A 15,507-nucleotide genomic window follows, 5' to 3' on the forward strand; every position below is an offset into this window, starting at 1 on the left:
AGATTATTGTGCGCTTCATCGAAGAATCAGGACTGGCTGCGAACCCCCAAACAACTTACGCCAATTTTGTAGAATTGGCCCGTGGGCGGGCGAGTGAACAGCCCGATAAGACGGCCTACGTTTTTTTACAGGACGGCGAAAATGAAAGCGGTCGCTTCACCTTTGCCGAATTGGACTATCGCGCCCGCACTATCGCCGCCCATCTTCAGCTTATGGGCATGACCGGTGAACGGGCTTTGTTGCTCTATCCGCCGGGGCTTGATTATATTGCGGGTTTTTTCGGTTGTTTGTATGCCGGTGTGGTTGCCATACCTTGCAGTCCGCCTACACGGCGGCAAAAGTCACGGCTTTGGGCGGTGATTAACGATGCCACGCCCGCCATTATCATGAGCACCTCTGATTTTGCGGCGAAAATCCGCAATGAATTGGAGGAATGGCCTGAATGTTTAAGTTCAAATAAAGAACCCAACCTGTTAGGAGATGACAAGAGCAAACCAGGCTTGACATGGTTTGCCAGCGACAAGTTGGAATCCGACATTACCAGAAATTGGCTACCACAGGCATTAGGTTCCAATAGCTTGGCTTTTTTGCAATACACATCCGGTTCCACTGGAAATCCTAAAGGAGTGATGGTTAGTCACGGTAATCTAATGGCTAATCAGAAAGCGATAAAACAGGGTTTTGGACATACCGACCAAACCACCGTTGTCGGTTGGCTACCTCTGTATCACGATATGGGCTTGATCGGCAACCTGTTACAACCGCTTTATCTTGGTGCCACGGCAATTTTAATGCCGCCTATGGCATTTCTGGAAAAACCTATCCGTTGGCTTAAAGCCATTTCATTCTATCGGGCAAGCACATCGGGCGGGCCGAATTTTGCTTATGACCTTTGTCTGCGTAAAGTGACGGCAGAGCAGATGCAATCCTTGGATTTGAGTAGTTGGCGTTTAGCCTTCAACGGTTCAGAGCCGGTACGCAGTGCCACCATGGAGCGCTTTGCAGAAAAATTTGCCGATTGTGGTTTTCGCCGCGCCAACTTTTTCCCTTGCTATGGCTTGGCTGAAGCGACGCTTTTTGTGTCAGGGGAAAAACTGTCCGCTACGGAAAATGTTATGTGTGCCGATGCGGGTCAGCCCGCAAGTGCAGTGGCTTGTGGCTTAGTCTCTGAGCATCACGAAATCCGTATTGTTGATCCCGCAACAGGCCAACTATGCCCAACAGGACACGTCGGTGAAGTTTGGGTGTCCGGGCCTAGTATAGCCAAAGGCTATTGGAACCGTCAGGAAGAATCGGAACAGATTTTTCGGATGCCTATAAGCGATGCAAGCGTCAACACCGCGCAAACTTTTCTTCGCACTGGCGACTTGGGATACCTTAATAATAGCCGCCTGTTCATAACAGGCCGTATCAAAGACTTAATCATCATCCGGGGACGGAATTTTTATCCGCAGGATATTGAACAAGTGCTGGTGGAAGAAATCCCTGAACTTATTCCCGATGCCTGCGCCACCTTTTCGAAAAGCGACGGTGACGAAGAGCAATTAGTTGTAGTTGCCGAAATAACCCGTACCGCGATACGCTCAGATAGCTATCTGATGATTGCCGCCGCCATGCGTAAAAGCTTGGCCGAAACCTGTGGGCTGGCGATCACCGAATTGGCTTTGGTACAACCAGGTACGGTGCCGAAAACATCCAGCGGTAAGCTTCGCCGTCAACCCTGCAAGCAAATGTACATGGAAAACGCCTTGCCGATCTTATTCCGTTCCGGTGCTCAAGCGGACGTGGATAGTTCCAGTGCCGGAGAATCTGGCGGACAAGTCAACGAAGCGGAGGCGCGAGCCACGCTGTCACCAGAATCCCAAATCCTGCAACAGGCGTTGGCGGTTGTCCCAAAGGCACAGCGCGTGGCGTTAATCGCCCGTTTTCTCTGCCAAAAAACCGCGCTTTTGTTGAAAATTGAAGCATCAACCCTAACCACCGATGTTCCCCTGCGCTCGTTGGGGCTGGATTCGCTCAAAGCCGTTGAACTTAAGTATACGACCGACGAATTGCTAGGTACTGATGTGCCGTTATCGTTGTTTTTGTCCGATTATTCGTTGCAAACAATAGCTGAAAAACTCTCCGAAACCGCCACAGACACCACAGCAGGCATTGCCGCCACCCAAAATACCGCCACTCATGGCACGCTTTACACTTCGGGCCTGTCTGCGGGTCAATCCTCCATGTGGGCGATGCAGCAGTTAGGGGGGGCTTCCGGTGTAATGACAAAGCCGGATAGTATTGTCTATAACCTGCATTTGGCCTTACGCATTAATGGCAGTATTGATCTGGAACGCTTAAAGCAAGCCTTTCGGCATTTGCTGGAACGCCATACCCTATTACGCACTGTATACCGCGCTGATGACAATGGGCATATTAGCCAACAAGTGCTACCCCTATCTGGATTAGCGGATTTTTTTACCTCCGTTGAAGCCTGTTCATGGTCACAAACCCAATTGCAAGCCGATATGACCCATCGGGTTAGGGTGGCTTTCGATTTGGAAAACGAGGCGTTACTGCGTACCGTTTGTTATCTGCATGGAAAATCGAACCCAGATCATACCGATCCGGTATCTGCTGGAGAAACCTATACGCTGTTGATTTGCGCCCATCATATCGCCGTCGATTTGTGGTCGGTGCTTATCCTGGTCAAAGAATTGCAAGCCATCTATGCAGGTAAGGAAAGGCAATTAAACGCGCTCAAGTCCAACTATGCCGATTTTGTTGCTTGGCAAAGGCATTACTTGGATGGTCCGGCCTGCGGTAAGGCTTGGGATTATTGGCATCAGCAATTGCAAGGGGAACTTCCTTTGCTGGCTTTGCCAACCGATAAGCCAAGACCGGCGGTGTCAGATTATCAGGGCGCTTCGGTGGCATTCACCTTAGATAGCGAGATCAGCGAACAACTGAAAAGACTGGCCGGACAGCAGGGGGTAACCCTGTTTGCCTTATTGCTCACCGCATACAAGGTGTTGTTGCATCGGCATACCCATCAGGAAGATATTATTGTCGGTGTTCCTAGCAGCGGACGTAGCCAAGCGCGGTTTACCCAGATCGTTGGGAATTTCGTCAACCCGTTACCACTGCGCAGTAGCCCTAACGGCAACAAGCCGTTTTTAACCTATTTGACGGAAGTCAACGAGGCTTTACTAAACGCGTTGGCACATCAGGATTTGCCTTTCCCCTTGATGGTGGAGCGGCTACAACCCGAACGCGTTGCCGATCATTGGCCGATTTACCAGACTATGTTTGTATTGCAACAAGTCCAGGCCGATTTTGATAAGCATTTGGCTCAGTTAAGCTTGGGGGAGGATGGCGACTTTTCAGATTGGGGAGTCATGCAAGCGCGACCATTGGCACTACAGCAACGGGTCGAGAATTTTGATTTTAAGCTCATGGCCGCACAATGCCACAATGGGTTTCAGTTTTCCTTCCAGTATCGCAGTGACTTGTTTGAGGCCGCGACCATTGCCGCTTGGGCGCAGCGTTTCCAACAATTGCTTATGGGTATTGCCAATGACTGTACCGCCAAACTGAAAGATTTGCCGTTGCTTACTGAGAACGAGCGGCATAGCCTGACCGTTGCCTGGAATGCTACGGCAACCGTTTATTCGGGAGCAGACAGCATCCATCGCTTGTTTGAAGCGCAAGTAGACAAAACCCCGGAGCAAATAGCTCTCGTTTATCAAGACCGGCAACTTAGCTACCTAGAGCTGGACGCGCTTAGCAATCGCTTGGCCAATGCCCTGATAGCAGCAAAACTGGCCATCAATATCCCTATCGGTATTTGCGCCCAACGCTCATTGGCAATGGTGGTGGGGTTACTGGGTATATTGAAGGCAGGCCATGCTTATTTGCCGCTTGATCCTGATTATCCACATGAACGCCTGTCGGCGATGTTGGCTGATGCCGACACGCCGGTGATTTTGGTTCAACCGGAATTTGCCGGAATATTTGCGGATTTTAACGGCAAATTGTATAGCCTTGATGTTGGCTTGACAGATTTTGGCGGTTTTTCCGAACAAAGGCCGACTAGCCCAGTTGATAGTGAAGCGCTGGCTTATGTGTTGTTCACTTCCGGTTCTACGGGACGGCCTAAGGGTGTGGGTGTGCCGCATAAAGGGGTGCGTAACCGTCTGCTATGGATGCAGGCCTACTTCGGCTTAGATGTGGGCGATGCTGTGCTGCAAAAAACCCCTTACACTTTCGATGTCTCAGTATGGGAATTTTTCTGGCCGTTAATAACCGGTGCGCGGTTGGTCATGGCGCCTCCAGGCGACCATAAAGACCCTGCACGGTTAGTTGACCTGATTGAACGGCACGGTATCACTACTCTGCATTTTGTGCCGTCGATGCTGGCGGCCTTCCTTAACATGGCTGATTTTGACCGTTGCGGATCTTTGCGGCGCGTCATTTGTAGTGGTGAGGCGTTGACTGCCGATTTACAAAATCGCTTTTACGGACATGCAAAAGCTGGGCTTTTCAATCTATATGGGCCGACCGAAGCGTCTATTGATGTTACGGTGTGGAATTGCCAACGTGACACTTCCGAGCATCTGGTACCCATCGGCCATGCTATCGCCAACACTCAAATCTATCTTTTGGATAAGTATCTGAATCCAGTACCGGTCGGGGTTGCAGGTGAGCTTTACATCGGCGGCGTACAATTGGCCCGCGGATATGTAAACCAAGCAGGACTGACTGCCGAACGGTTTGTACCCAATCCCTTTTCTACAGCGGGCGGGCGCCTATATCGTACTGGCGATCTGGCTTGCTATCGTCAGGATGGCAATATCGATTATTTGGGCCGGATTGACCACCAAGTGAAAATGCGTGGTTTTCGGATTGAATTGGGTGAAATCGAAGCCGTATTGTTACAAAACACTATGGTCAGAGATGCTGTCGTAGTTGTCCGCGAAGAGGGCCCTAGCGATAAATATTTGGCGGCTTATTGGGTGGCCAAACAAACATCCGTATCGGACAAGGAAGCGTTACAACGCTTTCTGCAAGAGCGCTTGCCCGATTATATGGTTCCGACCATTTTGATAGAACTGGACAACCTTCCAGTGACGGATAACGGCAAACTGGATCGTAAAGCCTTGCCAGTACCAAACCTTAGTGCCCAATTTGCCGGACATTACCTAGCGCCAAGCAATGAAACAGAAACGGTATTAGCGCAGATATGGGCTGATTTGTTAAAAGTCGAACGGGTCGGCATCCACGACAATTTTTTTGCCTTGGGTGGAGATTCCATTTTGGCTATCCAAGCCGCTGGCCGGGCGCGGCAAGCCGGACTGGCCTTTATGCCCCGCCATCTTTTTGAACTTCAAACTATCGCCAAGTTGGCGGAAACGATAAGCCAAGACCAAACCCATAGCTTGGCTCAGGATAACAGCTATGGCAACGTGCCATTGACACCTATCCAACATTGGTTTTTCGAACAAAATTTCGCCAATCCCAATTATTGGAACCAAGCGTTGCTATTGACAATGAAAACGCCTTTGGCTGTGCCATTATTGGAAAAAGCCTTTGATTATCTGGTTTCTCAACATGATGCGTTAAAGTTTCGCTTCAGCCAAGAAAATAAGGTTTGGCATCAGGAAAGTTTGCCCCATTTGGCGCATTCTGTATTCCGACGTGTGGATATGGCTGGTATTCCTGATGCGGATAAAGCCAATGTTATGCTTGCCGAATGCGGACGTAGCCAAGCCAGCTTAGATTTAAAGGCCGGTGTCCTATTGCGGGCGGTATGGTTCGACTATGGCGACCACCAACACTCCCGTCTGTTTATCGTTATCCATCATTTGGTGGTGGATGGGGTCTCCTGGCGCATTTTATTGGCGGATTTACAAAGCATTTATGTTCAGCTTGCCGAGTCAAAAACCGTGGTGTTGCCCGCCAAAACCACATCATTCAAACACTGGGCCGAACAGCTTAGGCTATTTGCCCAAGGCGGGGAGTTGCAAAATGAAGCCGATTATTGGCTAACTATCACCGCTGCGGATACCCCTGTCTTGCCGTTAGACTATCCTGACGGTTCACGCCTTGAAGGCGTTGTTGCCAACTGTATTGAGTCGCTAGATGAAACGGGCACCCAGGCATTACTGGGTGACGCACTATTAACCTACCGCACGGGCGTTGATGAGTTGTTGCAGGTCGCCTTGGCACAAACCCTATGCGAGTGGTGCGAGGGCGAAAGCGTGGTTTTTGACCGTGAAGGCCACGGGCGGGAAGACTTGTTTGACAACCTTGACCTGTCACTTACGGCAGGTTGGTTCACCAGCTTATATCCAGTCCGGCTCCAGTTGCCCAAAGATGCCAGCATCAGTCAAACCATCAAATCCATAAAGACGCAATTGGCGCATATCCCCCGTAAAGGCATTGGTTACGGCGTGTTGCGTTATGCCGATTTGCCCGCCATTTCGGCAAAACTGGCCTCTGCGCCTAAAGCACAAGTGCTGTTCAATTATCTTGGCCGCTTCGACGAAGCCTTCACCAATGCCCCTTGGCAACTCGCCCCTGAAACACCGGACGCGTTTAGGGGCTCCAATAACACCAGCGTTTATGAATTGGAAATCAATGCCTATGTGAGCCAAGGGCGGCTCTATACGCAATGGCGATACAGCACCGAACGTTATCGGACAGCAACGGTAGCGGGTTTGGCCAAACGTTTTATCGAACATTTACAAAAATTGCTTGACCATTGCCTTAGCGCAGAAGTGGCCGGATTTATGCCATCCGATTTTCCTCTGGCGGACTTGGATCAGGACGCGCTTGATGCGTTGCCGTATACGGCCTCAGAAATCGAAGACATCTACAGGCTTTCGCCCATGCAGGAAGGTATGCTTTTCGATACCTTGATGGCTCCCAATTCAGGCATTTATCTGATGCAGGATCGGTTTGAGATGCACGGGGTGATAGACGAAAATCTGTTCCAACGCGCTTGGCAAATGATCATTGACCGTCATAGTGCCTTACGCAACGGCTTTCTGTGGGAAACCACCCCTCATCCCGTGCAGATTGTACATCGCCATGTCAATGTGCCTTTTGAATTTCACGATTGGCGGTCGTTGCCTCCTGACGAACAGCATAGCCGATTGGAAGACATCCTGGCGGCGGAACGGTGGCAAAGTTTTGATTTCCTTAAGCCGCCTTTAATGGCTATCCGTTTAATACAGTTAGCGAAAGGGCGTTACTGTTTTGTCAGAAGTTACCATCATATTTTGATTGATGCTTGGTGTATGTCGTTGATGTTGGTTGAATTGATGGCTAACTATAAGGCCTTATCCAGTGGTCAGCCCCAGCCCCAACCACAACCGCCGCAATTTCGCAGTTACATCGCTTGGCTGCAAAAACGCGATACCGAAACCGCCAAACAATTTTGGCAACATTATTTGTCCGGGATTACTGAAGCGACACCGTTTAATGTCGATAGGCTTTTGCCCTCTACAGATACGGGCACGCTGGGTGTCGCCGATGCGATTATGTTACTGTCGGCGAAAAATACCAAGCAGTTGGCCGCAATGGCCCAACACCATAGGGTCACGCCCAACACTTTTGTGCAGGCGGCTTGGGCAGTGCTGCTGAGCCACTATAGCGGATGCACGGAAGTTGTGTTTGGCGTGACCGTCTCAGGACGGCCCGCCGAATTGGCGGGCAGTGAAGACATGCTGGGGGTGTTCATCAACACCCTACCGTTACGGGTCGCCATCGACACGACGCTGTCGGTATCGGAATTCTTAAGCCTGTTATTACAGCAAAATATCGAATTACGGCAGTATGAATATACACAGCTGGTGCAAATACAAAACTGGACTGGAATGGGGCGCGAACAACCCTTATTCGAAAGCTTATTGGTATTTGAAAATTACCCTGTTGACCCCAGTCTGCGTACAAACGCAAACCCGTTGCACATAGTGGATGTGGCGACCCGTACCCATACCAATTACCCGCTCAACGGCATGGTTATCCCTGGCGAACAATTGCATCTGCAAATCACCTACCATAAAAACAGGTTTGAAACGGCAGTCGTAGAGCGGATGCTGGGACATTTCAAAAATCTGCTGGAGGCCATGATCGCTAATCCAGGCCAACGGCTGGGTGAAATCTCCCTGCTGGCACAAACAGAACGCCAGTTAATGCTGCAACACTGGAATCAGACGGCACACGCCTACCCAGAACCTTGCGATATGGTCAGCCGTTTTGAGTGGCAAGCCGAACACAAACCCGATGCCATTGCAGTCGCCTGTTCCGGCAAGCAACTGACTTATACAGAACTCAACCAGCGTGCCAACCGCGTCGCCTACGCATTGATGTCCGAGGGCGCTGAGCCAGAGACGCTAGTCGCGTTATTTGGCGAGCGCGGCATTGATTATCTGGTCATGATGCTGGGTGCGTTCAAAGCAGGCATGGCTTACCTGCCCTTAGACCCTAGCCATCCAGATAGCAGGATCGCCCAAGTGTTGGAAGAAAGCGGCACCTTGTGGATATTGACTTGCACGGCACATTTTGAACGCGTATCGGCATTGGCGGACATCGCAGGGGGGACACCAGCGATGCAAAAGCCTGCGTCATTAAATCTCCAGTTGCTGTCACGCCCCGATGTCCTTGTTTTGGAAGACTTGGAATTATATGAAACCAGTTTGGAAAACCCGCCCAAGCTTCATCACCCTGACAATTTGGCCTTCGTTATTTTTACATCCGGTTCTACCGGCACCCCTAAAGGGGCGATGGTTGAATATAAAGGGATGTTCAATAACCTAATCACCAAAGTGCCGACCCTGAACTTAACGGAACGGGATGTCATTGCGCAAACGGCGGGGCAGTGTTTCGACATTTCTGTTTGGCAGCACCTGACCGCTTTGGTCTGTGGGGCGCGGGTCGAAATCTTTCCTGACGACATTGTCAAAGAACCTTACCTCTTGCTGGCGAAATTGGCCGAACGCGGCGTTACTGTGTTGGAAGCGGTGCCGTCCATGCTTCAAGCCCTGTTGGACAGTGCTGACTATACCGTTGCATTGCCTAAATTGCGCTGGCTGATTGCCTGTGGCGAAGCCTTCCCGCCGGAAGTCTGCCGCCGTTGGATGGAGTGGATGCCTCATGTCAAGGTACTCAACGCCTATGGCCCGGCGGAATGTTCGGATGACGTGTCGTATTACCACGTTCCGGGCATACCTGGCGAAACTGAAACCATCGTACCTATAGGCCGGCCCGTACATAACACACAGTTGTATCTACTGAACCAATGGTTAGAACCTGTCCCTGTCGGCGTACCTGGGGAAATTTGTGTGGCCGGTATCCAAGTCGGGCGCGGTTATCTTGAGCGGGCAGATTTGACTGCCGAAAAATTTATCCCAAATCCCTTTATCTTTGCCCAAGACGGGCTTGGTGATGAAGTGGGCGGACGGTTGTACCGCACCGGTGATTTAGGCCGCTATCGTGAGGACGGTGCTATCGAATTCCTAGGACGTATCGATCATCAGATCAAAGTCCGTGGGGTTCGCATCGAACCGGGTGAAATCGAAGCACAGCTTCTGTCTTTTGCCGATATTGAACAAGCCTTAGTTACCGTCCGAGAAGATGGAGTGGGGGAAAAACGCTTAGTGGCTTATGTGGTATGTAACAAATCGCTTGCCAATAGCGATGCTGAATTATTCGCAAAATTGCGCGGCCACTTAGCGGCTAGATTGCCCGATGCAATGATGCCGCAGGCTTTTGTCCGACTTGATGCCATGCCGCTTGGCGGAACTGGCAAGATTGACCGTAAGGCCTTGCCGATGCCGGACATGGCAGGACAAAGCGACCGCGCTTATGTTGCCCCGCGTAATCCCACCGAACAAGCGCTTGCCACTATTTGGAAAGAGGTGCTGGCTATAGACAAAGTTGGCGTGGCGGATAACTTTTTCGATCTGGGTGGACATTCGTTGTTGGCGGTGCAAGTGTTGTCACGGTTACGGCGGGCTTTTGGCATTGAAGTACCGTTACGCAGGCTTTTCGAGGCCTCCACTATCGAAGCGTTGGCATTGTTGGTTGAAACGCTGCTGATAGAGCAATTGGCCAGCCTGTCTGAAGAAGAGGCGGAGGCGTTATTGCTTGAAGAGGAACAGGACTTAAGGTAGGCCAACACAAAAATCCGTTACTACTTTCAAAATAAAAATAAAAATAAAAATATAAAAGGCATAAATGACTACTAGAAAAATACAGCAAAAAATATTTTATCCGACTTCTTTGGTGCTGGCGGTGATAATGTCAGATGCCTGTTTGGCCGCCGAGGTGCTGACAAAAAAAAGATCACCTACCAAAAAGACAGAAGCGGTTTTAAAAAATTCGGATATCGTTGAATTGAAGACAGTAACTGTGGCTGGAAAAGCCGCTCAAGAACCTGGCGATCCTTATGACAAAAGCTACAGTTCCACTAATAGCACTGCCGCCACGAAAACAGATACGCCATTAATAGAAACTCCAGTGTCTGTGCAAGTTGTGCCAAGAGTGGTAATGGACGACCAAAAATCAGTGACGGTTAAGGACGCATTAGAAAATATCAGTGGCGTAAGGCCTCAACCTACGTTGGGAAATGATGTTGGTTTTTTGATTAGAGGATTTAGGCAGCCTAAATTTTTTCGGAACGGCTTAGTTGCCAATGGGACAAATGCCAATTTCCCCAGTTTTTTCGATACCGCAAATATTGAACGCTTAGAGGTGTTGAAAGGCCCTGCTTCTATTCTATTTGGCCGTATCGAACCTGGCGGGCTGATCAACTTAACCACAAAAAAGCCGCGTGATATAGCTTATTATTCCTTAGAACAGCAGTTCGGCTCCTACGATTTCTATCGTACCCAGTGGGATGCCACTGGGCCGGTCACAAAAAACGGAAAAGTACTGTATCGCTTCAATGGTTCCAACCTTAACAGCAACTCTTTCCGAGACTTTATCTTTAAAGATCGCGTCATGGCTGATGCCAGCCTGACTTGGCGTGCGACCGATGCCACGGATTTTACTGTCGAAGTGGAAGGTATAGACCAAGATTATCAGGCAGATTACGGTATTCCGGTAGTCGGCACACGTCCGGCCGCCATTCCGGTCAGCCGGAGTTTCGGTGATCCTAACGATCCGGTGGATCACGCCTCAAAAGTCAATCTGAATACCGAATTGACGCATCGCTTTAATGAGTCATGGATATTCCACAACCGTTTTTTGATGCAACGCACCAATTCTGCAGAAACATTCATTAACCCGGCACCTGCTTTCGGAAAGGCTTTAAACGAAATAACTGGCGAGATGCAACGGAATATTTTCTTTCAGAGCCAGGACACGGAATCGTACGCCACCAATCTCGATTTGACCGGCAAATTCCAATTTGGCTTGACTCGGCATGAGATCTTAGTGGGCTATGATTATTTAAGATCGTTTACAAAGTATCACACACAAGGTTTTTATGATACGGCGAACTCGGCATTAAACATCAATATCTATAATCCAGGCCCTAGTTATGGTATAGATCCGGCGCTGTTCACTAGCACTCTACTTAATACCGAGCCTTTAGACACTGGGAGTAATTTTTCCGTATTTAAGGATCAATGGCATGGCGTTTATTTCCAAGACCATATTGTCCTTTGGGATAAATGGCATGTCTTAGGTGGCGGCCGTTACGATTGGACGGAAACTGGTACAGCCTATAGGGAATCTTTCGCGGTGGCCGATAACGCTTTAAGCCATTCCTCCCCTAGCATTATCCGAAAAAATGAAGGTTTTAGCCCTAGAGTAGGTCTTCTTTATCAACCTTTGAATTGGCTAAGCGTTTATGGAAATTGGACAACATCGTTTGGGGCTAGTAATGGCATATCTTCCACGGGCGCTACCTTTGCTCCCCAAATTGGCGAGCAATTCGAGGCGGGTTTCAAGACCGAGTGGTTTGATAAACGGTTGTTTGCAACCATTGCCTATTACCATCTCACCAAAGAAAACCTGTTGGCCCCCGATCTGTCCACACCCGATCTGAATGATAGCGTGGCAATTGGCAAACAAAGAAGCCAAGGCCTTGAGTTGGATGTGTCCGGCCAACTAACCGAAGAAGTGAGCATGATCGGAAATTATGCCTATACCGATGCCCAGATCATTACAGATACTCGGAAACTGAATGGTCACCTGAACGGCTATGAGGGTAACCGTTTACCTAATGTGCCCAAACACTCAGGCAGTCTTTGGCTGAAATATGACATAAAGCGGTATGTGCCGCTTAGGGGGGTAAGTTTCGGTGTCGGCGCCTATGCGGTAGGCCAACGTGAAGGTGATAACGAAAACTCCTTCCAATTGCCAGGTTATGTGCGTCTCGATGCTTTTACCGCTTACCACTGGAAAGTCGGTGGGATGAAATGGACAGCGCAATTAAACGTCCGTAATTTGCTTGACAAAACCTACTATGAATCGACTGATCCTAATTTGAATCTCTCGCCGCGTTTAAGCGTTTATCCGGGTAGCCCATTGTTTGTGATGGGTTCGATTAGATTGGAGTATTGATTTGATGCTTAACCGCATCAGATAGGTAGTTTGCCCGATAATCTGTTGGTGTTGTATTTAGGTAATCTGGGCAAAAACGTTGCGATGGCAAATGGCTGATAACCAATCGGGTTACTGAACCATTTCATAAAAGCCACAATAATCGGCCTTATTAAATATGAAACGTACTCATGATGGCTTATCCGGCGACGGTTTCGGATCTGCCGTAAGTCTTACTAAAAACCAGTTAGTCAAACTCAAAACACGCCGCAAATTTTGGTTGGATGTCCATTTATGGTTGGGTCTATTGTTGGGGCTGCTGTTGGCAGTCTATGGTGCGACCGGCAGCATTTTGGTATTTCATACCGAAATTGACGAGTTGTTAAATCCAGGGTTATTGAAAGTTCGTTCAGACGGTGGTTATTTGGCGTATAAACCGCTAGCAGACATTTTCGAAGTCGGCAAATCCGCATTACCGATAGATGCTAAACAAACGTTTGCAACGTATCCGCGCAACGACGAAGCGGCTTTCCAATTGGCTTATTTAGTTCCTGCCTTAGATGGAAAAACCGAAATTTGGCAAGTTTACGTCAATCCCTATACCGCGCAAATCGTCGGCAAACGCCTGATGGGGGCATCGGACAACCTATTTCCGTCCACTTTCATCGGCTTCGTATTCGAACTCCATTATTCCTTGCTGTTAAAGGAGGAGTTCGGCGCTGTCGTGGTCGGTGTTTCTGCCGCCCTACTTATTATTTCGGTGCTAACGGGTCTTATCGTTTGGTGGCCGTTGACCGGACGGTGGTTGCAGGCGTTAACGGTCAAACGCAAGGCAAGCAGCGAACGTTTTAATTACGACCTGCATAAAACCTCAGGCTTTTATACTGCGCTAGTGATGTTGCCAGTCCTATTTTCAGGCATTTATATGGTCTTACCGCAAAACGTAGTGCCGGTATTGGAAGTGTTTTCACCTGTGACATATCGTTATTGGTTCCGCTCCACACCCGTCGCTGGAGAGCAGGCTATTTCGATGGATAAGGCTGTCGCTATCGTTGACCAGCGATATCCGAAAGGGCGGCCTCATTGGATTTATGGTGCGCCCAATATTTATGACACTTATACCGTATGCAAAGATGGCGTTGATAGGCCGGGTAGTTGGTTGCAACGTATTTGCGTCGTAGTTGACCGTTATTCTGGCAAAATTCTTGACATTGACGATCCGGCCGATGCCTCTGTCGGTGATGTTTTCACCCATTGGCAATGGCCTTTACATTCAGGGCAAGCGTTTGGCTGGGTGGGGCGTATTTTGGTGTTTGTGACGGGATTGGCGTGTCCGGTGCTGTTTATCACTGGGCTGATCCGCTGGTTACAGAAAAAAAATGCCAAATCATTATGTAAATCAAATAGCAATAAAAATACGCATAATAGCTTCCAGTTAATTGCCAATAGTGATTTAAAAACATCTGAAGACTAATACTTATTAAATGTTTCATGTTCCCCCTGGCAGTTGCCGTTTTCGTCATCTTGTTTAGGTTTTTTTTCATAAATATTGAGGTTTACAAATGCAAGAAACACAAAATAACGTTTTAAACGGCCAAGACGGTGTTGGGCCTATTTTTGTCCTTTCGTTGGAGCGCTCCGGTTCCACTTTATTGAGAAATATATTGGACGCTCATCCAGATATATTTAGTCCGGCCGAATTGCATATAGGCAGCTTATGCCAATTTATGTATGAAACGTCTTATTCTTGCCTATCGCAAATCGCCACTCATTTGAGCGAGGAAGATAAACAGGCTGAGGCAAAAGTTGAGGTTAGACGCGTTGTGACCGAATTAATGAATGGTTATGCTGCGCAAAAAAACAAAATATTTTGGTGCGACAAAACGACAGTCAATATTAACCATATTGACATCCTGAGCAGTGTTTTTCCGAATGCGAAGTTCATTTGTTTATATCGCAATTGTCTCGATTTTGTCTCTTCTTATCTGAGCGTAAGCAAATTAGGGTTTATGGAGGAGATAGCGCCTTATATACAAAGGAATCCCTATAACATCGTTTCTTCCATCGTCGATTATTGGATAGATAACAATAGCGCTATCCATGCATTTGAACTGGATAGTTTTCAGAAATGTTTCAAAGTGACATACGAACAAATCGTTTCCTCCCCCGATGAAACATTGGATGCATTATTTGCTTTTCTCGGTTTGGCTTGGGATAGCCAATTTCTTGAACGCGTGTTCTCCCACGAAGGAAAAGGACCCGTGGACGGCGACATAAAATTCCAATTTTCAACTAAGCTGTCTACAGATTCCATAGGTCAAGGTTCCAAGATACCCTTGACATCAATCCCAGATAATCAGCTTGTCAGATTGAATAGTTTGCTAGTCAAGCTTGGCTATCCCACATTACTTTGCCGCCAATTTGAAGAACATCCTACCCAAGCACCCACCCAGAATATTAACGGTGATTGTGCAAATCCTTTTTTGGCAGACTTGTTCGCCAATCATTTTCCAAAATTGATTAAGGATCGCTTAGGGACTTTCCGTGCGCTCAACTGTGTTTGTAAATTGCAAGTGAATGGGGCAGAAAGCGGGGTGTGGACTTTCGATCTTACTAAGCCGGAAGGTTTAGTGCATACAGAAGATGCGGAAGCCGTTTGTACCTTGGGTGTGTCGGCGGAGGTGTTAAAAGACTTAGTTTCAGGTAAGGCAACAGCTTTGGAGGCGTTTCAAAGAGGCCTGATAGGCGCGTCTGGGGATAGGAGAATGGCAATTAATTTCGGGCGGCTTCTGTTTGGCCAATAGGCCATATCTGACAATTCCAACAGGGTTCTTTAAGGATGGGGCAAAAGCTGGTTTCTTTAGGTTTGGCTTCCGATGATTTGCGTTTGTTCGAAGAACAGGGTGTGGCTAGGTCAGTTGCAGAAAGGGTTTCAACTACTAAACCGCAAAAGTGAAGCGATTAAATAAA

Annotated in this window: 4 protein-coding genes; all 4 read left to right on the forward strand. The window is 48.5% G+C overall.

Annotated elements, in window-relative coordinates; all coding sequences use genetic code 11:
- Positions 1–8: 8 nt before the first annotated feature.
- The 4 genes from CEK71_RS01120 to CEK71_RS01135 all read left to right on the forward strand — a co-directional run bounded on the left by CEK71_RS01120 (position 9) and on the right by CEK71_RS01135 (position 15,341).
- Positions 9–10,160, forward strand: a complete 10,152-nt coding sequence (locus CEK71_RS01120; protein ID WP_088617658.1) for a non-ribosomal peptide synthetase — start codon at positions 9–11, stop codon at positions 10,158–10,160.
- 64 nt (positions 10,161–10,224) lie between these two features.
- On the forward strand, positions 10,225–12,558 hold the full coding sequence (locus tag CEK71_RS01125) for a TonB-dependent siderophore receptor (protein ID WP_088617659.1): 2,334 nt from the start codon (positions 10,225–10,227) through the stop codon (positions 12,556–12,558).
- A 157-nt stretch (positions 12,559–12,715) separates the two neighbouring features.
- Positions 12,716–14,011, forward strand: coding sequence for a PepSY-associated TM helix domain-containing protein (locus CEK71_RS01130; protein WP_088617660.1), 1,296 nt, complete (start codon positions 12,716–12,718; stop codon positions 14,009–14,011).
- Positions 14,012–14,099: 88 nt separating this feature from the next.
- The gene (locus CEK71_RS01135; RefSeq protein ID WP_088617661.1) at positions 14,100–15,341 is read left to right on the forward strand and encodes a sulfotransferase; all 1,242 of its coding nucleotides are present in this window, start codon (positions 14,100–14,102) and stop codon (positions 15,339–15,341) included.
- The last annotated feature ends 166 nt before the right edge of the window (positions 15,342–15,507 follow it).

It is taken from the genome of Methylovulum psychrotolerans, from assembly GCF_002209385.1.
Taxonomy (GTDB): domain Bacteria; phylum Pseudomonadota; class Gammaproteobacteria; order Methylococcales; family Methylomonadaceae; genus Methylovulum; species Methylovulum psychrotolerans.